This is a genomic window from Vulcanisaeta sp. EB80 (assembly GCF_002078205.2).
Genome location: NZ_LCWN02000022.1, coordinates 1 through 21,796, shown reverse-complemented (window position 1 = coordinate 21,796; position 21,796 = coordinate 1). Strand labels below are relative to the sequence as shown.

Annotated in this window: 29 protein-coding genes; 17 read left to right on the top strand and 12 right to left on the bottom strand. The window is 45.1% G+C overall.

Translation table 11 applies throughout. From position 1 onward, the window contains the following. The first annotated feature begins 32 nt into the window (after positions 1-32). Together B7L70_RS05610 and B7L70_RS05605 are read left to right on the top strand one after the other, a co-directional pair. Positions 33-662 carry a V-type ATP synthase subunit D gene (locus B7L70_RS05610; RefSeq protein ID WP_081226907.1) on the top strand — a complete coding sequence of 210 codons (630 nt, stop codon included), beginning with the start codon at positions 33-35 and terminating at the stop codon, positions 660-662. A 125-nt stretch (positions 663-787) separates the two neighbouring features. After that, positions 788-1,357 (top strand): stage II sporulation protein M, encoded by a 570-nt coding sequence (locus tag B7L70_RS05605; RefSeq protein WP_081226906.1) that lies wholly within the window; start codon positions 788-790, stop codon positions 1,355-1,357. A 12-nt stretch (positions 1,358-1,369) separates the two neighbouring features. Here B7L70_RS05605 and B7L70_RS05600 read toward each other — a convergent pair whose 3' ends face one another. Further along, positions 1,370-2,266, bottom strand: coding sequence for a hypothetical protein (locus B7L70_RS05600; protein WP_081226905.1), 897 nt, complete (start codon positions 2,264-2,266; stop codon positions 1,370-1,372). Positions 2,267-2,374: 108 nt separating this feature from the next. Between B7L70_RS05600 and B7L70_RS05595 the strand changes: the two genes are divergently transcribed. Next, positions 2,375-2,587: a zinc finger domain-containing protein gene (locus B7L70_RS05595; RefSeq protein WP_081226904.1), complete on the top strand. Its 213-nt coding sequence runs from the start codon at positions 2,375-2,377 to the stop codon at positions 2,585-2,587. A 15-nt stretch (positions 2,588-2,602) separates the two neighbouring features. Here B7L70_RS05595 and B7L70_RS05590 read toward each other — a convergent pair whose 3' ends face one another. Continuing rightward, positions 2,603-2,986 (bottom strand): cytidine deaminase, encoded by a 384-nt coding sequence (locus tag B7L70_RS05590; RefSeq protein WP_081226903.1) that lies wholly within the window; start codon positions 2,984-2,986, stop codon positions 2,603-2,605. Positions 2,987-3,080: 94 nt separating this feature from the next. Here B7L70_RS05590 and B7L70_RS05585 point away from each other — a divergent pair, with 94 nt between their 5' ends. Continuing rightward, complete coding sequence (locus B7L70_RS05585) at positions 3,081-3,749, top strand: TrkA family potassium uptake protein (protein WP_238376121.1); 669 nt, start codon at positions 3,081-3,083, stop codon at positions 3,747-3,749. Positions 3,750-3,754: 5 nt separating this feature from the next. Here the strand turns inward: B7L70_RS05585 and B7L70_RS05580 are convergent, their stop codons facing one another. The 3 genes from B7L70_RS05580 to B7L70_RS05570 form a co-directional block, all read right to left on the bottom strand. After that, complete coding sequence (locus B7L70_RS05580; protein ID WP_081226902.1) at positions 3,755-4,546, bottom strand: mechanosensitive ion channel domain-containing protein; 792 nt, start codon at positions 4,544-4,546, stop codon at positions 3,755-3,757. Between the two features lie 46 nt (positions 4,547-4,592). Continuing rightward, positions 4,593-5,027: a universal stress protein gene (locus tag B7L70_RS05575; protein ID WP_081226901.1), complete on the bottom strand. Its 435-nt coding sequence runs from the start codon at positions 5,025-5,027 to the stop codon at positions 4,593-4,595. 71 nt (positions 5,028-5,098) lie between these two features. Continuing rightward, a complete protein-coding gene (locus tag B7L70_RS05570) occupies positions 5,099-5,845 on the bottom strand; it encodes a Dna2/Cas4 domain-containing protein (protein WP_081226900.1) in 747 nt (248 codons plus the stop codon). Positions 5,846-5,955: 110 nt separating this feature from the next. Between B7L70_RS05570 and B7L70_RS05565 the strand changes: the two genes are divergently transcribed. From B7L70_RS05565 to B7L70_RS05550, 4 genes are all read left to right on the top strand, one after another. After that, positions 5,956-6,939 (top strand): ROK family protein, encoded by a 984-nt coding sequence (locus B7L70_RS05565; protein WP_081226899.1) that lies wholly within the window; start codon positions 5,956-5,958, stop codon positions 6,937-6,939. Between the two features lie 30 nt (positions 6,940-6,969). Further along, positions 6,970-8,274 (top strand): NAD(P)/FAD-dependent oxidoreductase, encoded by a 1,305-nt coding sequence (locus B7L70_RS05560; RefSeq protein ID WP_081226898.1) that lies wholly within the window; start codon positions 6,970-6,972, stop codon positions 8,272-8,274. Between the two features lie 148 nt (positions 8,275-8,422). Next, on the top strand, positions 8,423-8,788 hold the full coding sequence (gene pth2, locus B7L70_RS05555; protein ID WP_081226897.1) for a peptidyl-tRNA hydrolase Pth2: 366 nt from the start codon (positions 8,423-8,425) through the stop codon (positions 8,786-8,788). A gap of 4 nt (positions 8,789-8,792) precedes the next feature. Beyond that, a complete protein-coding gene (locus B7L70_RS05550; protein WP_238376120.1) occupies positions 8,793-9,533 on the top strand; it encodes a class I SAM-dependent methyltransferase in 741 nt (246 codons plus the stop codon). On the opposite strand, the gene B7L70_RS05545 is transcribed toward B7L70_RS05550, so the two are convergent. Continuing rightward, complete coding sequence (locus B7L70_RS05545) at positions 9,528-11,309, bottom strand: aldehyde ferredoxin oxidoreductase family protein (RefSeq protein WP_081226895.1); 1,782 nt, start codon at positions 11,307-11,309, stop codon at positions 9,528-9,530. The genes B7L70_RS05550 and B7L70_RS05545 overlap by 6 nt on opposite strands. Positions 11,310-11,433: 124 nt before the next feature. Here B7L70_RS05545 and B7L70_RS05540 point away from each other — a divergent pair, with 124 nt between their 5' ends. Beyond that, complete coding sequence (locus tag B7L70_RS05540; protein ID WP_081226894.1) at positions 11,434-12,216, top strand: enoyl-CoA hydratase/isomerase family protein; 783 nt, start codon at positions 11,434-11,436, stop codon at positions 12,214-12,216. Positions 12,217-12,302: 86 nt separating this feature from the next. On the opposite strand, the gene B7L70_RS05535 is transcribed toward B7L70_RS05540, so the two are convergent. Further along, complete coding sequence (locus tag B7L70_RS05535) at positions 12,303-12,605, bottom strand: hypothetical protein (protein WP_081226893.1); 303 nt, start codon at positions 12,603-12,605, stop codon at positions 12,303-12,305. Positions 12,606-12,667: 62 nt separating this feature from the next. Here B7L70_RS05535 and rpl12p point away from each other — a divergent pair, with 62 nt between their 5' ends. After that, positions 12,668-13,006, top strand: coding sequence for a 50S ribosomal protein P1 (rpl12p, locus tag B7L70_RS05530; protein WP_081226892.1), 339 nt, complete (start codon positions 12,668-12,670; stop codon positions 13,004-13,006). 38 nt (positions 13,007-13,044) lie between these two features. On the opposite strand, the gene B7L70_RS05525 is transcribed toward rpl12p, so the two are convergent. Then, positions 13,045-13,920, bottom strand: a complete 876-nt coding sequence (locus tag B7L70_RS05525; RefSeq protein WP_081226891.1) for a DUF2208 family protein — start codon at positions 13,918-13,920, stop codon at positions 13,045-13,047. A gap of 97 nt (positions 13,921-14,017) precedes the next feature. Here B7L70_RS05525 and B7L70_RS05520 point away from each other — a divergent pair, with 97 nt between their 5' ends. The 4 genes from B7L70_RS05520 to B7L70_RS05505 are packed head-to-tail and all read left to right on the top strand — an operon-like array spanning position 14,018 to position 17,344. Continuing rightward, the gene (locus B7L70_RS05520; protein ID WP_081226890.1) at positions 14,018-14,728 is read left to right on the top strand and encodes a hypothetical protein; all 711 of its coding nucleotides are present in this window, start codon (positions 14,018-14,020) and stop codon (positions 14,726-14,728) included. Positions 14,729-14,733: 5 nt separating this feature from the next. Then, positions 14,734-15,972 (top strand): site-2 protease family protein, encoded by a 1,239-nt coding sequence (locus B7L70_RS05515; protein ID WP_081226914.1) that lies wholly within the window; start codon positions 14,734-14,736, stop codon positions 15,970-15,972. Between the two features lie 43 nt (positions 15,973-16,015). Beyond that, on the top strand, positions 16,016-16,498 hold the full coding sequence (locus tag B7L70_RS05510; protein WP_081226889.1) for a hypothetical protein: 483 nt from the start codon (positions 16,016-16,018) through the stop codon (positions 16,496-16,498). Next, entirely contained in the window at positions 16,499-17,344 is an 846-nt protein-coding gene (locus tag B7L70_RS05505; RefSeq protein WP_081226888.1) for an N-glycosylase/DNA lyase, read from the top strand. Here the strand turns inward: B7L70_RS05505 and B7L70_RS05500 are convergent. The 3 genes from B7L70_RS05500 to B7L70_RS05490 are packed head-to-tail and all read right to left on the bottom strand — an operon-like array spanning position 17,311 to position 18,736. After that, the gene (locus B7L70_RS05500) at positions 17,311-17,607 is read right to left on the bottom strand and encodes a hypothetical protein (protein WP_081226887.1); all 297 of its coding nucleotides are present in this window, start codon (positions 17,605-17,607) and stop codon (positions 17,311-17,313) included. The genes B7L70_RS05505 and B7L70_RS05500 overlap by 34 nt on opposite strands. Next, positions 17,597-17,986 carry an aconitase X swivel domain-containing protein gene (locus tag B7L70_RS05495; RefSeq protein ID WP_081226886.1) on the bottom strand — a complete coding sequence of 130 codons (390 nt, stop codon included), beginning with the start codon at positions 17,984-17,986 and terminating at the stop codon, positions 17,597-17,599. Before B7L70_RS05495 ends, B7L70_RS05500 begins: the two co-directional genes overlap by 11 nt. A 57-nt stretch (positions 17,987-18,043) precedes the next feature. After that, positions 18,044-18,736, bottom strand: a complete 693-nt coding sequence (locus B7L70_RS05490) for a peroxiredoxin (protein WP_081226885.1) — start codon at positions 18,734-18,736, stop codon at positions 18,044-18,046. A gap of 183 nt (positions 18,737-18,919) precedes the next feature. On the opposite strand from B7L70_RS05490, the gene B7L70_RS05485 reads away from it, so the two are divergent. The 3 genes from B7L70_RS05485 (at position 18,920) to B7L70_RS05475 (ending at position 20,611) form a co-directional block, all read left to right on the top strand. After that, complete coding sequence (locus tag B7L70_RS05485; RefSeq protein WP_081226884.1) at positions 18,920-19,705, top strand: hypothetical protein; 786 nt, start codon at positions 18,920-18,922, stop codon at positions 19,703-19,705. Positions 19,706-19,832: 127 nt separating this feature from the next. Beyond that, the gene (locus tag B7L70_RS05480) at positions 19,833-20,225 is read left to right on the top strand and encodes a twin-arginine translocase TatA/TatE family subunit (protein WP_081226883.1); all 393 of its coding nucleotides are present in this window, start codon (positions 19,833-19,835) and stop codon (positions 20,223-20,225) included. Positions 20,226-20,254: 29 nt separating this feature from the next. Beyond that, entirely contained in the window at positions 20,255-20,611 is a 357-nt protein-coding gene (locus B7L70_RS05475; protein ID WP_081226882.1) for a DNA replication protein DnaD, read from the top strand. Here B7L70_RS05475 and B7L70_RS05470 read toward each other — a convergent pair. Continuing rightward, entirely contained in the window at positions 20,608-21,486 is an 879-nt protein-coding gene (locus B7L70_RS05470; protein WP_081226881.1) for a twin-arginine translocase subunit TatC, read from the bottom strand. The genes B7L70_RS05475 and B7L70_RS05470 overlap by 4 nt on opposite strands. Between the last annotated feature and the right edge of the window lie 310 nt (positions 21,487-21,796).

The window sequence follows — 21,796 nt, the reverse complement described above, 5'->3', positions numbered from 1 at the left end:
ATGTTTATAAACATAAAACGTACTACAATAACGTGGCCTTTGAGAGGCCCATCCCATCACGTCTTACATTGTTGAGGCTTAGGAATCAGGAGAGACTTTATAGGAGCATTAAGAAGACTGTTGAGGATGCTAGGAATGCCACGATACAGAGAATCAGGGCTATAATACCCAAACTCGAGTCCGCTAGGAAGAGTGTTCATGAGGAGTTGGGCAAGACATCCTTGCTGCTTAGGGCAGCAGTATCGAAAATGGGTATTGAGGATTATGGAAAGTTGAGCGAGTCTGTGAGGCCCACGGTAGATGCCGAGTTCACCGACCTGGTTATGGAGGGAATAAAGTTCAGGGGGTTAGAGTTTAGGGGTGTCACAAGTCCTAATTACGGCATTTTCGCAATACCGCCGGAGCTGGATAGCGCCTTATATGGCATATACAGCAACTTTAGCATAGTTTCGGAAATGATAAACCTAGAGAACCTATTCTACACATTACTTGCGAGGGTTAGGGAGTACCAGAGGATGGTTAATGCCATAGACAATGTGCTGCTTCCCAGGATAACAGAGAGCGCCAGGTTTGTTAGGCTTAAGCTCGATGAGGATGAACGTGAGGAGTTCGTTAGAAGAATAGTCATTAATAGACTCCTGGAAACGATAGGTAGGAGGTAAGGGTTAGCAAGGTTTAAATAATCGCAGTATTGATTACGTTTTAGTGAAGACAGGAGGGATGTGCGGATCCATGACGAGGGATTTGAACGCGGATCGCGCACCCTCCTACATCCTGGTGGTTACACATGGTTATTAACATCAAGAGAGTTGTTCTTCTCTATATAATTGAGTTATTAATGTTAGTAGTGCTTTCCATAATAGGGTTCTATGTAGGTCCCCTGTTCATAAGCCAAACCGCAATTAATGAGTTAAGGAGCGAGTTAATGGGCACCGTTAACCTGGGTCCCAACTTCATATTCCTACATAATCTCGTTATAGATACCTTAATGGCGATACCCATCATCGGCCCACCCATCTTCGTACTTGCCCTGGTAATGACGGGGTTCATACTCGGTGTATATGTGGCGTTCACAATAAATTCGCCAATAGCCCTAGTCTTCGCCCTGGTGGTAACCATGTTTTTCCCGCATGGAATAATAGAGTTAATGGCATACGCCTTCTCCACAACGGGCTCTCTATTCCTGACAGGTAGGGTTATTAGGTCCGTACGTAGTACTAGTTCTGTTGCCAGGAATGACTTTATTGTATTGCTTATTTATTACGCAATATCAGTCCTACTCCTATACGTGGCTGCCAACGTTGAGTATTTAGAAATAGTTAAGTTAAGTGGTGCCATAAGGGGCTTGATTGGGTAATACAAAGATGAATTAGCCGGTGATGTTTTGATACATGAATTTCTGGGTAATTAGGTTTTGGATGAATACGGGCAGTTGCAGGTCATTAATTGTACTATCATAAGCGCTGGTCAATGAGTTATAACCTAGTATAAATATTATTGGTGAATTGATAGGGGAGGTACCAATTAAGGGGTTTGGTGTGTAGTATGGAGGTACGTAGTACGCGTTGAGCGTAAGTCCAACAAGCCCCTGATACCTGGAGTTCATGACAAGATCCTCATACTTACTTACACAAGTCGATGCGTTAATACTTATTCCCAACTTATTGAGTAGGCTCTGTATCTCGGCAGTACTAGTTAGGTTGGCAATGTTCGTTACGTTGGATCCCACGTAGGAACCAACCTCCTTAAGGAATAATAGGGCGTAATCCCTATTGGTGGAATTATAATAGAGACAGTAGGCTACAGAGGCCACATTGAGTTCCGCAATGGTTAATGGTGATGAGGTTGGAGATGATGTGGTCATGAACGAAAATACATTAAAGGCTATCTCATATTGCACAAGGCCTGAGCCAGCGGTACTCAATATATAGTTTGTGTTAAGTACTGTAAAGTTTGTGGCCGGCGGCATGACCGGGTTGTATATTATCAATACCTTAATGGGCGCGGTGCTTGGTCCATAAACAAGGCTGTAGTTAGTGAATAAGCGGTAGAATGAAGATGCATTATCTAGTTGGAAGTATGGTGGCCATGCAACAATGGAGACTTGGTACGGGCCAGTACCGACAGGTAGCGCCACAATCGTTGTTCCCCTATGCAGTGTTGATGGTGGTGCTATGAACTTGGTGAGTATGTAGTACGTAAGCACCGCAGCTAATACGAGTGCTAAAGCCAGTATTGCAAAACCTATTGCCTTATTAATGTCCATCCCGTAAAATCGAGTATCTAGTTTATTAAGGATTACTCACTGATGAAGACTCGCACAGTGTGGGTTTTAGAGAAATGCTTAAATTAGTGATGGTTCCACGATTAGTCAATGGCAATACCCAGGGTTGAGAGACCAAAACCGGCACTGTATGGACCCAGTGTGCCGGTGTGTACTTCATGTGGTAAGCCGATTAAGCCTTACGAGAGGGCAACCCACTTCCTATGTCCAAACTGTGGTAAGGCTGAGATCTGGAGGTGCGAGCATTGCAGGAGGACTGGCAATCCCTATAAATGCCCTGTGTGTGGTTTTGAGGGACCATAATAAAGGGTGTAGATCCTAACTCCTCCAATCACTAAACGGTCTTGGGAATAACTCTTTGAGGCTATGCCGTATTACTTCGTTACCATGCACGATGATCACTTCCTCTACACCAAACTCGCTCATAACCTGGAGACATGCACCACAGGGATATATTGGCTTATCTAGATTTGAGGTTATCACTATGGTCTTTATCCTCCTCTCGCCATTAGAGACGGCGTTGAATATAGCCACTCTCTCAGCGCACACCGTAAGTCCTAAGGATGCGTTCTCAACGTTGACGCCGCGGTACACCCTACCCTCCGGTGTTATTGCGAGGGCGCTAACCTTAACGCCACTGTATGGTGCGTATGAGTACTTTAAGCCTTCTTTAACCATGCTCATCCACTCACTGAGCATCATCTAAACAAAGCCCTAACTACCCCTTTAAGTGCTGTACTGTTTTATGGTGCTGGGCAATAATGAATTTAAGTAACCCATATTATACCGTTAATTGGTGATACCGTTGAAGCATGCCGTAATAGTTGGTGCGAATAACGTGAGTATCGAAGTAGCTAGGATGCTTGCAGATAAGTACGAGGTCAGGATTGTGGATTCGAATGAAGACGCCTGTAACAAGGCATACAAGACCCTTAAATCAGCAGCCATGGTATATAAAGGCGACCCAAGCGATGAAAATGTGCTTAATGAGGTTGGTGTGGATAGGGCAGAGCTCTTCCTAGCTCTTTCAGAGGATGATAAACTAAACCTTGAAGCATGTAGGGTGGCCAAGAGGAGGGGTGTTCCGCTGATCATTGCGAGGGTTAATAATAGGGATATGGAGGGTTCGTTCAGGGAATTGGGTGTGGCGATAGTTAATGTGGAGAGCCTGGTTTCAGATAATATAAAGAATTTAGTCTTAAGTGATGTCGCCAGGGTATTAACCGTAGACCAATCAACAAATTTGGCCTTCGCCATTGTACGCATTGGGGAGAATTCACCCATGGTGAATAGGCAAATTGGTTATTTAGTTGAGAATTATGATATCACCATTCCCTACGTAATAACGGCAGGTGGCGCTATTAAACCAGGTAATGATTACATTATCGAGAGCGGTATTGAGCTGGTGATTGTTGGCACCCTGAGTAATGTTGAGAGATTCATTAATGAAGTATCAACTGAGTAATTGGTTTATTGTTGATATCTATTATTGCCATACCTCCTCTCAATCTTCGGCATTAATTTGAGTACCCTATCGAGTAATGAGTACCTTACCTCATCAACGGTCCTCAGGTCCTTATAAGCGCCCCTGGCAATCAACTCGATATAATCATCCTCTATTGCGGCTACATCAACACGAGGATCCTCTATACCCAACTGCTCCATGTACCCCTTTAGTTCAGCACGCAAATCCTCAATTAACGAGTCATCCCTAGGCACCTTAAAGGGTATCCTAATCTCAATACCCTCCGTTGGTGGTACTCTCTTTATAACGTTCTTCATGATTAACGTATAGGGGACATAAACAAGCTCATTACGCGCACTCCTTATCACCAAACCCAATGGTGTCTGCTTAATTACGTAACCCTTTATACCCATGATCTCCACGTGATCCCCAACATCAAGCGTGAAATCCCTAACCAACCTACCAATCTTGCCCGTGAAATACTCCTCAATTATCGGCCTCATGCCGATCACGAGGATTATGGCGACAATAATCAATAGGGCGCCAACAATCAAGTACTGCCTATAGACATAGGCTATAGCCGATAATATGGTCACTATCAGGATTATTCTGAATATGAAGCGTGCGTTCTCAACATCGCCCTTCCTGGCGATCTTCACGAATGCCTTGACGATCTTATCAAAGACGTAATCAAGTAGTAGGTATACGAGTATCGCGGCAACAATTAGTATTAAGGCTTCCTTTATTGCACTCCAGATCCAGTTCGGTATGAAGCTACTAATCTCCGCAACAACCATATGGCAAGGACATACATAAGCATGTACTTTAAAACCTAACGGAGCTTCAATGCACAACAAGCACGGGCTTGTTGGCGTACCTAACAACCTTCTCTGACACAGAACCGAGTAGGAACCTCGTTAATCCCTTCAATCCCCTAGAACCAACTATTATGATGTCCACGTTAAGTCTGTTTGCCACATTTATTATTGTCTCGGCGGCGTCAGTACCAACCTCAAGTAGTGTCTCTGCATCAACACCGGCATTCTTGGCATTCTCGAGTGCTTTATTTAGGAGATCCCTGCCCTGCTTTTCCATGGTTTCTATCAATGATGGGTACATGGTTGAATCCGGTGCGATGGCTATTTTGCCCTCCTCAATAACGTGGAGAATATATAGTTTGGCGTTGAAGCTCTTGGCGATGCCTATTGCATACTCGAGCGCCTTATCCCCAGCCTTAGATCCATCATAACCAACTAAGATCTTACTTATTAACTGCACACAAACCTTGCATGCAGACCTTAATAAACATTAACATTAACCTAGTGATAAGAGAGGGCAAGCCTTGTCCCTCAGGGTGGAGGGAGGTCAGGGTGATTCATCGCCTTACTACCCTGGTAGATAGCGTACGTATTACAAATAGGCCTTAACTCACACCTCATGCATAGCAGTGGATCTGGTGGTTCAACAGGCCATCCCTGAAATGACTCTAAGCTCTTTAATTCATTAAGTACTCCCCCGTACTTTTTCAGTAATGTCATTACTGGTAGTGGTTTGACGTTCTTCATAGTCACCAAATACGCCTCTCTAATCGTTATACCCGCATCCTCGAGCATTAACATATACGACACAACCTGCTTCAGATACCTTTGCTCCCTCTCCTCATTCAGGTTCCACGAGCTCTTAAGCTCTATCAACCCCCAAATCTCCTCACCATCAAACTCACGCATATACACTATGTCCGCCCTACCTGACGTGTCCACGGTCTCTATCCCGCTTTCAACCTCAACATGTATCCTGGGATTCACAACCTTAAACCATTCCTGGTAAAGATCGTGGATAGCCCTACCCCTAGCCAGATTCCTCAAGCCCTCCATGTTGGTTATGGTACCAAACCTAAGACGTATTAGGGACTTGACAATACAATCGTAACTAAATAATGACGGTGTTGCCCTACCCGTCGGCTCATCAACGAGGTATAAATCGTCGCCTATAATCCGCGCACCCCTAAGCATCTCGTTTAGGTACTCCTCCGTTTTCCTAGCAATCCTGTCCTCATCAATAACCTCAGCGATCGGCTTAACCACAAGTTTAACCATGTACTCAGGTTAAGTGCTTGGGCTCCTTTATAAATTCATTAATTATGTTAATTTACGTCGATAATTAATGGCTTACTACTTTAAAATCGGAATAACTGTGTAGGTGCCGTATGGTTTACGTAGGTATTGATGTTGGAGCCACATTCATTAGGGTTGGTTTGGTCGATGAAGGTGGGAGCGTTATTGATAAGTTGAAGGTTAGGCAGCCTTCGAGTGGTGATGAGAATACCGTGGCTGAGGTTATAATAAAGGCGGTGAAGAACCTAGCCAGGTCTAGGTCCATTGCCGGTATAGGGATTGGCTCAATAGGCCCTCTGAATCTCAAGAGTGGTATTGTGCCACTGGCACCCAATGCCCCAATCAAGAGGTTTAAACTCGTTGAGCCAATTATTAGGGAGTTCCGGGTACCTGTTGTCTTGGGTAACGATGCCATGGCTGCCGTATGGGGTGAGTACGTATTCGGCATTGGTAAGGGCATTAGGAACCTCGTCTACATAACATTTAGCACCGGGATAGGTGCTGGCGTCATTGTTGATGGCCACCTCCTCATTGGCAAGGATGGTAATGCCCACGAAATAGGGCATGCGGTAATTGACATAGACTCGAATATACAATGCGGTTGTGGTGGTTATGGACATTGGGAGGCCCTGGGCTCAGGGGCTAATGTGCCTAGGGTAATTAAGGAATTCATTAAGGGTAAGACGTATAGATCAAGGCTTCACGAGAGATTGTCGAGAAACGAGTATGTGAGTACTGAGGAAGTTTTTCAGGCTTATTATGATGGTGATGAGTTGGCAAGGGACTTCATAGACAACTTCCTAATGAGGGTTCATGCGGCAGGTATTGCAACGGTCATGAATGCCTACGATCCAGAGCTTATAGTTTTGGGAGGCTCCATGGCATTGAATAATAAGGAATTGTTCAGGGCTGGTATTGGGAGGTACTTGGGTAGGTACTTAACCGTTAGGGCTGCTAGGATTGAATTCACAGAGTTTGGTGACGACATAGGCATTGTGGGCGCAGCCGCGTTGGTATATAAGGTACCTGACTCACTTAGGGAGTTTGTTGAGGGATACAATAAGTACTTGCAATAAGCATTAAAAACCAGGTTGATCATCAAAGGCGTGCCTGATGTTGTCATAATTGGTGCGGGTCATAATGGGCTAATCGCAGGCATCGTACTTGCTAAAGCGGGTCTTGATGTTTTGGTCCTTGATCAACTACCGTGGCCTGGCGGTATGGCTGGTTGGCACGTAATAGGTGGTGTGGAGGTCCCCATAGGTGCGTATGTACTCGGTTTAATACCAACGGACCTAATTAAGGAGTTAGGCATAGGCATTGAGCAGTACAAGCCAGACCCAATAGCGGTGTACGTCAAGGATGGAGAGCTTGTCAGGTGGTGGAGGGACTTCGATAAGAGGGTTGAGGAGTTCAACAGGTGGGGTCTTGGTGATGATTTAAGGGCTATGTGGAATGAGATAGTGAAATTCCACGAAGTTCTGCGTAAGTATTTATTTAGAACCGAACCACCCAGTAGGGATGAGCTGCTTAACGACCCAGTACTCAATGAGTTCCTTAAATTGAAAAGTAGGGATTTCCTGGGAAGGTACTTACCTCACGACTTCTGGGACATGTTCATATTCGAACCATACCTTGATCAACCAGCCTTCATGGTTGGTTACTACAACCCAGCCACGGACTGGTACTACCCGGCCAAGGATGGCGAGGTTGGTATGCAGGTGTTTGCCCGTGAGTTGTATAGGGCTGCGATTAGGAGTGGCGTTAGGGTAATGCTTGGGTTGGGGGTTAGTAAGATAGTGATTGAGGGTGGCAGGGTTAAGGCTGTTGTTACTGATGATGATAGGACCATAGAGACTAGGGTCGTCCTATCCACGGCGAGCCCTGTGAACACGATACTCGAGTTGGTTGGTGAGGAGTATTTCGACAGGAGCGTTACCGATAGGCTTAGAGGTGTGATGTTTGGCGGTGCGTATAGAGTTGCTTTGGTTTATGACGGAGAGATAAGGTTGAAGGGTGAATTGGATAGATATAGGGAATCAATACTTCAGTTACCTTTTGGTGAAACTGTGATACGAAACAACTACTTAATAGTTACGGGCCTACCCTCTAGGGATGAGTTGGAAAATTATGTGAACATTGACTGGAGCAATATCAAAGCCTTCGAGATAATAACGCCAAACGATTATGAGAGTATATTCAGGGTTGCCGGTGGTAACCTGAATCATCTACCCATGTTTGAGGAATTTATGTTCGATAAGCGACCCGTGTCGGGCTGGGGTTATAAAACGCCGATAAGGGGCTTGTACCTGGGCGGTGCAGGCACGTGGCCGGGTGGGCAGGTAACTGGTATACCGGGTTATAATGCTGCTCGGAGAATAATTCAGGATTGGCCGTCACTAAGGCAGTGATGTTTAATTGGTGAAAAACGATGGGAGGAGCAAAGGGGGACCCCTCGACCTTCATAGGCTTGTGACTCACGGGTCTCTGTGAGTCACGATCTTTACCATAAAATCATTTTTAAACCCTAGGTTATGAATTTATGGCGTTGCGGGGATCATGTATAAGCAAGTAATCATAGTTAGGACTGACCTGAACATGTCCTGCGGCAAACTCGCGGCTCAGGTAGCGCATGGCGCTGTGGGTGCCGTACTCAGGGTGCTCAGTGAGGGTAAGAAGGATTGGATTGAATGGTTTAGGGCTTGGGAGTCATCAGGGCAGAAGAAGATAGTCCTGGTTGTGAACTCACTAAATGAGTTATTGGCGCTTAAGGATAAAGCTGAGAGACTTGGTTTGCCCACATTCCTTGTTGAGGATGCTGGCTTAACAGAATTGCCTCCTGGCACCATAACCGTGCTAACCATCGGTCCAGGGCCTGAGGACCTTATTAACAAGGTGTCTGGCTCATTGAGACTGTTGAGGTGATTATGTGAGTATTACGCGTTTCTTCAGGGATGCTATGAATAGGGTATTTGCATATTCGAATTACGACCTGGTCAATAATGTGATTACCCTGCACCTATTACCTAGATTGAGGTATTGGGCTTCCCTGGAGATCATGAAGTCGCTACGGGATTGCGATGGTGTACTTGTTGATTTGGGTGCGGGTGATGGCTCAATGACCAAGTACCTACTTAAACTTGGTGTTAAGCCTAGATCAATAGTGCTCATAGATCCGGCAGTGAATGGGCTCCTTATGATGAGAGGTGGGTCTGAAATTATTGATAAAGTCGTTGCTATTGGGGAAATGCTGCCTCTAAGGTCATCATCAGCATGCATTGTGTACACAGCCTTCGCCCTCAGGCAGTTCAGCAATAAACCCCTTGCAATGGTTGAGGTGCATAGAGTACTGAGGAGGTACGGTTCATTTATAGTGTTGGAATTTTGGAGACCAGATGCGGTTCTAATACATGCATTATTACTTTACTACCTAACATTACCCTTACCGCTACTTGTCTCGATTATCGCACCAAGATCCATTAGGGAATACTCAGTAATGCGTCTTACAATTAAGAACATCGGACCCATCTCATGGTTAAGGGATTTGATCGATAAATTGGTTGGTGATGTTGTGTCTTTCCGTAAGTACATAGGCATTTTTGTGGTAATAAGGGCTAGAAATATCCGTGATGCTCATTTAAGGATCAACAGTCCTGAATCGAAGTTATGAAGAATTAATTAAGCCGAGCCTCACGAGAATCTCGGGCTTTGGTCTGCCGTTCTCATCATAGCCCCTTAATTCGTAATACTTCCTAACCATGAACGACCACTCCTCCTCTGAAATAACGTACTTCTTACCCTCATACTCAACGGGTTCCCTAAGCCACCTAGGTGGTAGTCTGTCCTGATCGATTGTTGTCTTATTCATGTATCTATGAAGCACGATTATCCTCTGGGCAGTCTCCCTAAGCTCATCGGTGGTGTAGCCGAACCCGGTAACGGCATTTAGGGCGTCCCTAATCACGTCCCATGTGTATATAGCCCTCCCGAACTTGCAAAGGAGCATTGAGTCATACAGCGCATTCCTCTCCTCAATATCCATGATTGCCCTAACCTTATCCTCACCGGTCGCGAACCTACCACCAGCCTGACCCGCGATATCTACAGCGTATGCGCTGGACCAGAGATGATCAGCACCCCTTTCAGAAATTGCATTATTCAATATCATACCCTTAAGCGTCCTTGGATCATACGCCGCCGGCTCAAGTCCCTTAACGTGTATTGCCAAGTCCTGGACACCAAGCTTCTCCGAAATTGCCTTAACACCGAGCGCCGCCAACTCGCCTAACCCCCTTCTATATGCCGTGTTTATTATCAACTCCCTAATACCATCATAATCACCCCACCTGGGTGTTCCCTTAACGATGCCTTTCTCGCCAAGGTATATCAGGAATGCTATGGTATTACCTAGACTTATTGTGTCAAACCCCAACCTATCAGCTAGCTCAGCCAAGTCGATAAGCTTTTGTGGATCGTTGACGCCCGTTAACCCGCCCAGGGCCATTGTTGTTTCGTACTCAAGGTCATACCCGCCATTGCTTGACCTGACAACCTTATGGCACGCAACTGGGCAGTAGAGGCAGGCACCGTTCTTAATGAAGTACTTCGGCTTTAGGGTTTTCTCCCACGATATGTTCTCCCAACCTGGCATGACGACCTTCGTCCAATAGATTGATGGGAAGAATCCCATGCCGTTGCCAGTGTCGATAAGCCTAACAGTACCACCTTGCCTGTAGGGTATCATGCCGGGATTCATCACCGCTTGCTTACCCAGGTTCCTCACCAGGTCCTGGTATAACTTATCATCAGCAACATCAACCGTCTTACTTGTGGGTATGAAGGTTATCGCCTTTATACCCTTACTTCCCATGACAGCACCACCACCAGTCCTACCAAACTGCCTCCAATCCTCATGACCAATACATGCATATGGCACCTTATTCTCGCCGGCAGGTCCTATGGTGAGCACAGCCGAGTCCCTAAACTCCCTCTTAATGCTATGCTCGGTCTCCACAGTATCCAAGCCCCATAAGTCCCTAGCATCCCTAAGCTCCACCTTACCATCACTAATAATAATATGCAAGGGCTTATCACTAGACCCTGTTATCACCACTGCATCCACACCTGCATACTTCATGTATGCGCCTAGGGTACCACCAACGGTTGAGTAACTCCACCTATTCGTTAATGATGACTTGAATATTGCAGCAGCCCTAGTGGCTAGCGGTAGCCTAGTTCCACCCAATGGACCCGTGGCTATTATTAATGGGTTTTCAGGACCAAGAGGGTCTATGCCATCCACACCAAGACCCATGCCGAAGATGAGCCTTAACCCCAAGCCCCTACCTCCAATGAATGACTTGGCAATATCCTCATCAACCGTATCATACTCCACCCTATCTCGCTTTAAATCGATCCTTAGCACCCTACCTGCATAACCATGCATAGCTGGTTATGGTTCCTACATGGTTGATAATTATTAATAAATACTTACCCAAATATGTAATTTAAAATAAAAACCAACCGTTAAGATTAACCCTTAAAATTTAGGCATGGCTCAGCTAAGTGGTATGGTTGAAAGAACATACTCTGGCGGTAACTGGGTTGTTAGGGTTAATGATGGTGTTGCCGAGGTCGTAATAAATAGACCACCGCTCAATTTAATAACGATGGAAATGAGGAGGGATTTGGGTAGGGTGGTTGATGAATTAGAGCGAGATGAGAATGTTAAGGTGGTGATATTCAGGGGAAGTGGTGATAAGGCATTTAGCGCTGGTGGTGATATTACCGAATTCCTGGATTCAGGGCCTAGGGATTTGATTGATTGGGGCAGGACCATTGAGATGATTGAGGAATTGAGTAAACCAACAATTGCCCTATTGAAGGGTTACGTGCTAGGTGCGGGCACCGAATTGGCGTTGGCTTGCGATATTAGGGTGGGGACACCAGATGTGGAGATAGGGCTTCCTGAGATAAGGCTTGGCATGGTACCCGCAGGTGGTGGTTTGACAAAAATCGTTAAAGCCCTAGGTCCGCTCAGGGCTAGGTATTACCTACTCCTTGGTAAAAGGATTAAGGCTGATGAGGCGTTACAACTTGGTCTTATTCATGAGGTTGTGCCACAGGATAAGGTCTATGATAGGGTTATAGAGATAGCCAGGGATTTAATGACGCTATCATCACTCGCACTAAAGGCACTTAAGCAGGCGATAAGGTTGGTACAGGATGCACCGAGTGAGGTTGGTTATGATATAGAGAGGAAGACATTCGCCCTACTACGCTATAGCCAGGACTTTAGGGAAGGTATTACCGCCTTTAAGGAGAAGAGGCAGCCGAAGTTCCAGGGAGCTTGATGATGCGGAAGCTTTATTAGGATTTATGGAGATATTGTATTAACCACACGGAGACCCGTGGACAGCGGGCCTGTGAAGGGCGTGGGTTACTCCCGGCTACACACTTCGTTCATTATGTTTATAATCAATGAATCAACATTTAGTCTCACATCCTTAGTTATCTCGTAGTGCATCCTCTTAATGTTGCCGTCTTTAATCACGTATATTTGCGGTATCCTAACGATACCATTCTCTATGCCATACCTAATCACCAACTGTCTTGACTCGGTATCATCTAAATCCCTCATTTCGCACTCAACGTTGCTCTTAATTAATCGTTCACACAGCAGCTCCAGGTCGCTCCTGAGGTAATCCCAGTCCTTGGTTATGACAATGACTTTCCTAATCATTTCCTAGCCTTGGATTAAGTAATGTTTTTAAAGCGGTTCTCAAACTCTCATGTCGAGCAGGTATGGAGTACGTATACGCAGCTTTGTTGCTTCACTACGGCAAACAGGAAATCACCGAGGAGAATGTAACCAAGGTTCTCCAAGCCGCTGGTATCCAGGTGGATGAGGTTAGGGTTAAGGCCCTTGTCGCCGCCCTAAAGGAGGTCAATATCGATGAGGCCATAAAGACTGCCGTGGCCATGCCGACAGTTGCCGCCCCTGCTGCACCATCTGGTGCTGCGGCTGGTGGTGAGCAGAAGGCTGGTGCTGAGGCTAAGGCTGAGGAGAAGAAGGCGGAGGAGAAGAAGGAGGGTCCGAGTGAGGAGGAGATTGCTGCAGGGCTCGCCAGCCTATTCGGCTAAATCATAGGTGATAAAAATAAATCATTACTTATCAAAAATTATTTCGTACTACCCTCAACCTTGAATAAACTCTTCATGGCCTTGTCCCAAAGTTCCCTTGGTGATTTGCTGTATATTCGAACTTTAGTGTATGGAAGCCCTGTTAATGGTCTCGTTAGTTCAAACTCTACGAACCTTCTCTTTTCGTTAATAATTACCTGCTTAACGGGTATTGGTGATTTTAATAGGTACATGCCGTCAATGAGTATGGCGTCCTTAAATATTATGAGCTCCTTGGTGACTGTGTATGGGTAGTCCGTTATTTGCACGTTGGTTGTCATGAAGGGCATCCTCATTATCCTAAATATTACGTACATAAGCACAAAGAATATTCCGAAGTATATTAGGTAATCAATGAAGTAGGCGTAGAATAGGTTCGCCTCCTCAATGGTTGGTGTGAACCACGGCTTTGCATACGCGCCCATGTTTGTTGAGTTCGCTATATACCTAGATAATGTTACGAACGGACCAGACAGTACATACGTGTAAAGCATCAATAATCCTATCAACACTACCATTAGGATTACCATATTCTTCAACTGGGACTTAACGAACTTATTCGTCTCCTGCACGTACTCAGGATCCTTCTCCATGGCCTTCATGAAGTCATCACGTGTCAGCTTCTCCACGGCGCCGCCCTTGCTGGTCTTCATGTAATCCTCGATCTCCCTCAGCCTAGTCCTGGTGCTCCTAATGCCGATTGCTATTACTATGCCGAAGAATACCACGAGGTATACGATGACGATTACCCACGTGATGAAGGTCTCATGAGCCACATTACCCCAGGCGCCAACTATCGCAAACATTAGTACGAAGGCTATGGGCCATACATACCTAAGTACCCTACCCCTAATACCTCCCTGTTGTGAGTACATTTCGGGAAATACCTGCTGAATAACCCATTTAAAACCTTACCAACATGATCGAGGATGGGGAAAAGATTTATTTCTTCGCATCCCCAATCTAGTGGAAATGAATGCTAACAATGAATTAGTAATTGATGTGGTTTGCGACAATGAGGTAAAGGCGCCGGGTATTCAGGGTGACAACTCAATATCATTACTTATAAATGGTGAATTGATGATTGATACATGCTCAAGTACCGAGAGGCTCTTGGGGAATATGAAGGCTATGGGTATCAATGCAAATCCTAGGCTCCTTGTTATCTCAACACCCATCAATCACCATTGGGGCGGTTTAGATGCCCTAACCAGTGTTGCAAAGGTTGCAATCCCAATAGATAATACGGTAAACAGTTTCGAACTCAGGGACAGGTTGGATAGGCTTGGGTTCGATGTTATTGAGGTTGGTGGTAGGGAGAGGTTTAAGCTTGGTTTTGGTTCTGTTGAGCTTATTAGGGTTGGTAATAAAAGGGTTGGTGAGCTGCTGATCTACATACCAAGCCATAAATTACTGATAAGCGGTTGTGGATTAAATCTTTGGTTAATCGATGACGATCAGTTACTAAGGTTCTTTAAGGAGCTCGATATTAGGCATTTCGTGGGTGGGTTAGGAGCAACATCAACCAGTGAATATCAAGGGGTACTGTTGAGAGACATCACTAGGAATTTGACATCAATTTACCCACTACATGGTACTGGACCCAAATTGAGGAGGGAATTGGTGAGTAATCATAGGAATGCGCATGATGTTGGTGCAGGGTCTATCGTGAGGATTAGGTGAGGGCAATGCAGTACCTTGGCTTGATAATAGTTATTGCGGCATGGTTTGCCCTAGTCGGCATCATATACCTACTCAGGATTCTTGGTGTTAAGATACCGGTCAGGGTTTACTACGGTTTATTCATAATGCTTAGGGATGAGGAGTTGGTTAAGGAGGTGATAGCACCGCTGGGTAACCTACTACGTAGGATACCTAGTTGGTTAATAATGGCCTTGACCATAGGTCTATTCCTATTATCCATGTTCATAATTGTACCAATACCACTGACCATACTAGGCATAAACGTGTGGGGCTTACCATCAATGCTCTACCTAATGGTTAGAAACCTCGTGCTCATGGTCATAGCAGTCACACACAAATTAAGCCCTATCGAGACCGTGGAGAGGGGCTTCACACCATTGGCACCATTGATACCTGGAGTTACGATATCACTTTACACATTCATTTACGTAATAGTAGCCATAGGCCTCGGCATACTACTTCACGAGATGGCCCACGGGGCTGTATCGTCCAGGTTTAACGTGAAGATAAAGTCCGGTGGAGCCTTCGCCCTTCTATTCCTCGCCTTTGGCGGTTTTGTTGAGATCGACGAAGAGGAACTGAGGAGTAGGAGCCTTGCCGTAAGGCTTGCGGTATACTCAAGCGGGGTCTTTATGAATATAGTACTTGCCTACATCGCTGTAGCCCTGGTGGGGTTAGCATTACTGAGTCCTCAATTGACCCAGGGCCTTTTGGGTACGACTATCGTGTATGTGGTTAATTCCACAGATGCGGCGTTTAAGACCGGTTACGTGATTACGGCAATTAATGGACACCCAATAGCCAGTGTCTATTCCCTAATATCCACCCTGAGTTCCATAAATTCAGGTAATGTTACACTCACGATGTACAACCCAGTCAATGGTGCTGTGATTAATGAGGTCATGAGTACTAGGAATCTAACAATGGCACTCCTGGGCTACTCAGCCCTTTATATTAGTCCGTGGAACATCGTTGTCGAGAGCAGGTCCTTCTATAACCTAATGTTTTGGATATACACGCTAAACCTCACACTCGCATTACTCAATGCATTCCCTGCATACCCACTTGATGGTGGACAATTCCTAGACTCATTATTATCAAAGGTTATTGTGAACCAATCCGTAAGAAGTAAGGTCATGATAGCGTTATCGATTGTTTTCTGGTCTCTCATAGGCTTGACACTCTATTACACATTGATGACTGGTCTCTATAGGTTAATTTGAGGAGAATTAATTTTAATATGCACTAAGGCGGTTGGGCTTCATTATGAGTAGTGCTGAGGTTAGGGTGAGGGTTAGGAGGGGTTTTATACTCGGCTTTGTAATCACAGCCCTACTCTTTCTAATGGGGCTTGTGCATGTGGGCGAGGCCTTTGCACTTGAGTATAGGGTTTATGGCTACGTGATTTATAGGTCAGGCGAGGTAGTGCATGTTAATTACGTACCACTTTACATTTACATGTGGAGGGTCTCCTCACTATTGTTTCTGGCATGGGTTCTTGTTTACATAGCCTATGTAATAAAGCCCTCAATAGTCCTTGATGCATCCGGCATCATATATGGAGCCTTCTACATAGTGACCCACTATATTTACCTATTCACAATAGGTGCTCCAGTGATTCTTTATCCATTTACGTACGTGCTCATAACCATAGGTAAGCCACTCCTCTACCTTGATTGGGGTCAGGTAATTGCTGTGATAACCCTTTGGAGATTTTTCGTAATTCGTAGGAGCATGACGGTGAAGTGAATGTTGGGGGATGTAGGGAGTGCCATAGCCTCGGTGCTACGTAAGTTGGGCATTGATTGGATTAGGCAGTTTGAGGAGAGGGATCCTCAATTCATTGCAATTGCTAGGCTATGCAATGGTTTGCGTGATGTCAATCTAACCCTAAAACTCACAATACTTAACTCATTAGTTAGTTATCAATTGGTGGGTAAGGGTGAGGATCACTGGAATTACTTCGCTAACTACTTCATCAATAATAAACCAGGAAACCTCTGTAGAGATTTCCAAAACTATGTATTTAACAGTAAATACCTGACTAGGTACAGGGATGCGCGGATCAAGAGGGTTGAAAACGTTTGCCCCAAAATCGTTAATAGGGACCTCACGATATACGCAAGGGATATGCTCGGGTTGTGGAGGTTGATCACGAACACTGTTGGAGGCTCTGGCGAGGAGAAGACCGTAGTCTTCTCCGTAAAGATGTCCTACTACGTGTACAGGGCTTGTGGTTTCGAGACGGCAATACCCATGGAAATACCCATACCCGTGGATTACAGGGTTTCCGTAATAACAATATGCAGTGGGCTCCTGCCGATGGGCTCCTTATACGATCTCGGCAAGATGGCTAGGGAGGTCATGGTTAAGCGCAGGAGGGAAATTCAAAATGCCTGGGGTGAGATTGGTAAATTAAGTGGTATACCACCCCTCAACCTGGACTCTGTGGTTTGGGTCTTAGGCGGATTATTGATTAATTCCTCATTCAACATCAACGGCACCCTGGATGGTCTGAGAAAATTGGGTATTCACGAAAATGAGGGTGTCATTGAACTACTTCACTTACTCGGCGGCCGCTGCATGGTTAAGTAGGTATTAATTACCAACTCCCTCGCCTCCCTGTACGTTCGCGATAAGTTCTTATCCGTCTTAAATCGACGTAGGAGTTCGACCGCGCCCTCCTTTACTGAGATGTACCCAGAGGATGTTAACCTATCCATGATCCTCCTGGCGTACTCGTCACCGAGCCAATAAGAGATTAACCTATACACCTTCAAATACTTGAGTTTGGCTTTACCACCCTTAAGCTCGAGCTCCTCAAGGAGTAACAACGCTAACCTAGCCTCAGTGCTCATCGACGTAGACCTCACCCCTGTCAAGATCAACGCGCACCGCGGTACCATCCTTAAGAGTTAATAATTCCCTTGGTAAATCCGTCATTATCGGTATCTGCGCCATAATCGCACCTATTATGAGCATTGTGTCAGCCTTAACACTAAGTATAACTCGGGGGGCTTTGCCGTACTTACTCAATTGGTACATTACGTAAGGGCCTACCGTAGAACCTCTAGAGCTTGGTATCGCCAAAACCTTACCTGCGATACTTGTGTTGGTAATCCTTATGATACCATTCCTGCCATCAACATCGCCCAGAAAGGAAAGCGGTTCCCTATAAACAACAAGTTCGCCCTCCACAATACCACTTCCAAATAATGTTTTTCCCCTCAAAATCATTACATACTCAAGGTATTAAGGCTTGATTTTTAAGGTTAAGGTTCAGTGAAAGTTCCCTTACTCAATCCTGATCCTAATGATCTGCTTGGTCTCCTCAACCTCATTCTTAGGCAACTCCCTATAGGTTAACCACCAGGCATAACCCTTATACTGCTGCAGTCTCTTGGGGGCCTCCTCGACATTGTGCGGTGGTGGGTTTAGGACGTTCTCACCAATTAACTCATTATAGGGCCAGTTGGCCGGCATTACCACACCGTACTTATCGATTAGCTGTAGCGACCTAACTATCCTGAGTATCTCAGGTATGTTCCTACCGAGCTCCAGTGGGTAGTACAGTATGGTCCTTATCACGGCCTTATCATCGACTACAAATACTGTTCTCACGGTGGCTGTGCCGGATTCAGCATGTAGCATGCCGAGGGCTTTCGAAACATTGCCCAGGGAATCTGCGATTATTGGGAATGGTATCTTAACATGCAACTCCTTCTCAATCCAATTAACCCACTCTATGTGGCTTATGTCGGAGTCAACACTTAACCCTATCAGCTCGGTATTCAGTTTCTTAAAGTCATCGTAGTGCTTCGCGAAGCTCACAAACTCCGTTGTGCATACAGGCGTGAAGTCACCTGGATGGCTGAAGAGTATGAACCACTTGCCCTTGAATGCGTCGGGTAGTTTCATTGGTCCATGGGTAGTTACCACATTTAGTTCAGGGAACTTCTCCCCTATTGATGGGATTGTGATTGGCATACGGTATTGGTGTCAAATTTAGTTACTTAAAAGAATACTCTAAGTTAATTTAAGTGAACTTGTCGATGGATTTTTATCATCTTATACATTAGTAAAATATTATATATTAATGATTCGTTAATTCACGTTTTATTTTTTGACTTAAAAACTTAATAATCGGCGTGCTAACATCCTTTGGGTTGTATGAGTAATGAGGGTTTTGCGGCATTAATGATATACCTCTTCGTAACCCTATCAATAGTTTTACCACTGATACTCATTCCAATGGGCGTAAACCTACTCTACGCAGTAAAGCTGGGCATAACCGCTTCAGTTATTGGTAAGTACGTATTCACAATGGTCGTTCTAATGTTGTTTCTAGTGATTGGTGGTGTATTGATTTATAGGAGTGGTAGAGTGCTTATGAGGTTCGTAATTAAGGACGTTGTTAGGGTTCTTGGTAATCACGGTATTTTCGACGTTTTCTCAATTAGTAGTCTGAGGTTGATATTCATGTTACTGGTCATTGCTTCAATAATTATTTACTTAATGAACGTGGAGGTAATCAGAATCCCTGGTTACAACTATATACCATATCTAATGATGAATGTTAGGGATAGCCTTACGCAGTACCTGCTCATGACCATGGGCCTACTAAACCTGGTACTGAGTGTATGGCTCGTGCTTAGTGTTGCTTATCTGCAGTTAAGAATAGCGGTTAGGCACCTAACGGTTAAGTTGGGTGGGGCGGTTGGTGGTGTGTTTAGTGTTGTTGCGACAACCGGTTCGGCTGCAGTGACTGGGGCTGTGTGTGCCCTTGGATCATGCACAATACCTAGCATTGGTGTCACACCACTCGCCGTTATTCTCGCATACTTAATTGGTGGAAATGCCTTACTCTTTATGAGGTTCTCGGAGATCATAATGACCATGTTGATGGGAATTACCATAACCCTATTGGCGCTTGTTCATAGGTTGTTAACTCGCTAGTTGGGTCCTTATGGTGCAGGTTCATTACCCTAGTCTCTATTCGTTCAATTTGTTATAAAGCGTGACGTAGGTTTTTTCACCCTTATGTAAGCAAGGTTTTTAAGCAATGCAGTTAGCATTGTTTTGTATGGGTGTCATATTGTTTATTGATACGCAGACCTTGATTTTGATTATCATAGCGTTTGTTGTCCTCATCATCTGGGGTCCAAGCAAGATTCCCCAGTTGGCTAGGAGTTTTGGTCAGGCTGTTAGGGAGTTTAAACGCGGTTCTCAGGAGAGCGAACCAGAGCCAGAGCTTATCGAAATAGCCAAGAAGCTTGGTATCGACCCAACCGGTAAGTCAAGGGATGAATTATTGACCGAGATAAACAATAGATTAACCCAGCAGAAGAAGGTTGAAACTAGGACAACGGTTGACCCCAAGGTTCTCGAGATTGCCGAGAGACTTGGTATTGATACGAGGGGTAAGTCTGAGGAGGAGTTGGTTAAGGAGATTAACTGGAGGTTAAGCAATAAATAATACCGTACTTCCCTAAAGCCGGTGATTAAATGCACATTTACCTAATCCTTGATGAGCAGACGGGGCTACTGCTATTCCTATTCTTCCTAGTGCTTATTGCCTGGAAGCCCGAGATGCTGCCAACAATAGCGAGGGAGCTAGGTAAATGGTATAACTGGGCTAGGAAATCCCTGGATGACTTCCTAAGGGAAATAAACGAGCCAATTTATGAAGCGAGGTCTGAGGTGGCTAGAACAATAAATGAGACAAGACAGGCGGTGATGAATGACGTTGACCCAGACATACTGAGGATAGCCAGGGCGCTGAACATAGATGTTAGGGGTAAGACGAAGCAGGAAATAATGAGTGAGATACTAAGGAGGCTTGGGGAGGGTAAAAGCGGCTAGGTCTTGGGCATTTTCTTATAAATGCTCTTGCTCCATACGTACCCTGCCTCGAATAATGCTATGAACATTATGAACCAGAGCAGTGTGCTGACTAGTGTGGGGTCTGGGTTTATTATTGCTATCACGAAGAGTACGCCGAAGTAGATGTACGGCCTATTCCTCGAGAGGGCATCCGGCGTTATTAAACCGGTTTGTGTCAGTAGGGCTATTATCACGGGTGTCTCGAATAGGAAGCCTGCGAAGAATAGTGTGGCTATGAATGTGTCCAGGAATCCACTCGTTGTTAGTAAATGTACGAAACCAAATAGGCAACTCCAGAATAGGCTTATCCTTAGGAATGCGGGGAAAACAAAGTAGTAACCAATGAATGCACCGATGTAAAATAATGCGGTAGCCACCCAGATATACCTCCTAACAGCCCTCAACTCATGCGGGTATAGGGCCGGTTTCACGTATTGATAAACCTCGTAAATCAACACGGGTATTGTCACGAGGAGCGCAATGACTATACTCAACTCCACACTAAATACGAAAGGCCCAAGAACCGTAGTTGATATAATGCCTATGGGTTGCGTGGTAGTTCCGTTTGTTATAACCACATAACTCGAGGCACACTTCACGGAGCTTGCCGAGGAGTATACTAGGTTTAGTATGTAGTGCTTGAACACGTACGCGATTATTGGGTAGTACTCCATGGTGAAGAAGCCTATGATGGCTTGGGTCACGTTGTGGCTGTGGTAGTCGGGCATGGGTAGCCAGAGGATTATGAAGACTATTGCGAATACTATCAAGGCCCTCCTCAATCTAACACCCAACTCCCTAACATGCTCCCAAAAAGGCAACTCCCTATCATAAGGTGGTGATTCGCTACTCATTATTACCTTAAGTTAAGTTATTGGGTGGTGTAAAAAATCCCTTTTCACCATCATGAGAAGAATTACGTAGTTGGGCATTAATGTATTTCCACAATTAATTTCAGAAATAAAAAATTAAGGAATAATTACCCAAACCGACCCTTGTGAGTGTTAGGTTTAGGGTTTGGGTTGAGGTTGGTGGTGTTCATTTGATTGGTCCTGGTGGTTATGATATTCTTAAGGCTATTGATGAGACTGGTTCAATAAGTGGTGCGGCGAGGAGGTTGGGTATGTCGTATAGGTTTGTGTGGAATTACATAGACAAGATGGA

What these genes read in the sequence shown, in the direction of transcription:
- B7L70_RS05600 (WP_081226905.1), bottom strand. Translation starts at nt 2,266, where the DNA reads ATGGACATTAATAAGGCAATAGGTTTTGCAATACTGGCTTTAGCACTC.
- B7L70_RS05485 (WP_081226884.1), top strand. Translation starts at nt 18,920, where the DNA reads ATGAGTAATGAGGGTTTTGCGGCATTAATGATATACCTCTTCGTAACC.
- B7L70_RS05515 (WP_081226914.1), top strand. Translation starts at nt 14,734, where the DNA reads ATGCAGTACCTTGGCTTGATAATAGTTATTGCGGCATGGTTTGCCCTA.
- B7L70_RS05510 (WP_081226889.1), top strand. Translation starts at nt 16,016, where the DNA reads ATGAGTAGTGCTGAGGTTAGGGTGAGGGTTAGGAGGGGTTTTATACTC.
- B7L70_RS05475 (WP_081226882.1), top strand. Translation starts at nt 20,255, where the DNA reads ATGCACATTTACCTAATCCTTGATGAGCAGACGGGGCTACTGCTATTC.
- B7L70_RS05570 (WP_081226900.1), bottom strand. Translation starts at nt 5,845, where the DNA reads ATGGTTAAACTTGTGGTTAAGCCGATCGCTGAGGTTATTGATGAGGAC.
- B7L70_RS05500 (WP_081226887.1), bottom strand. Translation starts at nt 17,607, where the DNA reads ATGAGCACTGAGGCTAGGTTAGCGTTGTTACTCCTTGAGGAGCTCGAG.
- B7L70_RS05605 (WP_081226906.1), top strand. Translation starts at nt 788, where the DNA reads ATGGTTATTAACATCAAGAGAGTTGTTCTTCTCTATATAATTGAGTTA.
- B7L70_RS05490 (WP_081226885.1), bottom strand. Translation starts at nt 18,736, where the DNA reads ATGCCAATCACAATCCCATCAATAGGGGAGAAGTTCCCTGAACTAAAT.
- rpl12p (WP_081226892.1), top strand. Translation starts at nt 12,668, where the DNA reads ATGGAGTACGTATACGCAGCTTTGTTGCTTCACTACGGCAAACAGGAA.
- B7L70_RS05590 (WP_081226903.1), bottom strand. Translation starts at nt 2,986, where the DNA reads ATGATGCTCAGTGAGTGGATGAGCATGGTTAAAGAAGGCTTAAAGTAC.
- B7L70_RS05595 (WP_081226904.1), top strand. Translation starts at nt 2,375, where the DNA reads ATGGCAATACCCAGGGTTGAGAGACCAAAACCGGCACTGTATGGACCC.
- B7L70_RS05535 (WP_081226893.1), bottom strand. Translation starts at nt 12,605, where the DNA reads ATGATTAGGAAAGTCATTGTCATAACCAAGGACTGGGATTACCTCAGG.
- B7L70_RS05580 (WP_081226902.1), bottom strand. Translation starts at nt 4,546, where the DNA reads ATGGTTGTTGCGGAGATTAGTAGCTTCATACCGAACTGGATCTGGAGT.
- B7L70_RS05505 (WP_081226888.1), top strand. Translation starts at nt 16,499, where the DNA reads ATGTTGGGGGATGTAGGGAGTGCCATAGCCTCGGTGCTACGTAAGTTG.
- B7L70_RS05565 (WP_081226899.1), top strand. Translation starts at nt 5,956, where the DNA reads ATGGTTTACGTAGGTATTGATGTTGGAGCCACATTCATTAGGGTTGGT.
- B7L70_RS05525 (WP_081226891.1), bottom strand. Translation starts at nt 13,920, where the DNA reads ATGTACTCACAACAGGGAGGTATTAGGGGTAGGGTACTTAGGTATGTA.
- B7L70_RS05540 (WP_081226894.1), top strand. Translation starts at nt 11,434, where the DNA reads ATGGTTGAAAGAACATACTCTGGCGGTAACTGGGTTGTTAGGGTTAAT.
- B7L70_RS05470 (WP_081226881.1), bottom strand. Translation starts at nt 21,486, where the DNA reads ATGAGTAGCGAATCACCACCTTATGATAGGGAGTTGCCTTTTTGGGAG.
- B7L70_RS05545 (WP_081226895.1), bottom strand. Translation starts at nt 11,309, where the DNA reads ATGCATGGTTATGCAGGTAGGGTGCTAAGGATCGATTTAAAGCGAGAT.
- B7L70_RS05520 (WP_081226890.1), top strand. Translation starts at nt 14,018, where the DNA reads ATGAATGCTAACAATGAATTAGTAATTGATGTGGTTTGCGACAATGAG.
- B7L70_RS05495 (WP_081226886.1), bottom strand. Translation starts at nt 17,986, where the DNA reads ATGATTTTGAGGGGAAAAACATTATTTGGAAGTGGTATTGTGGAGGGC.
- pth2 (WP_081226897.1), top strand. Translation starts at nt 8,423, where the DNA reads ATGTATAAGCAAGTAATCATAGTTAGGACTGACCTGAACATGTCCTGC.
- B7L70_RS05480 (WP_081226883.1), top strand. Translation starts at nt 19,833, where the DNA reads ATGGGTGTCATATTGTTTATTGATACGCAGACCTTGATTTTGATTATC.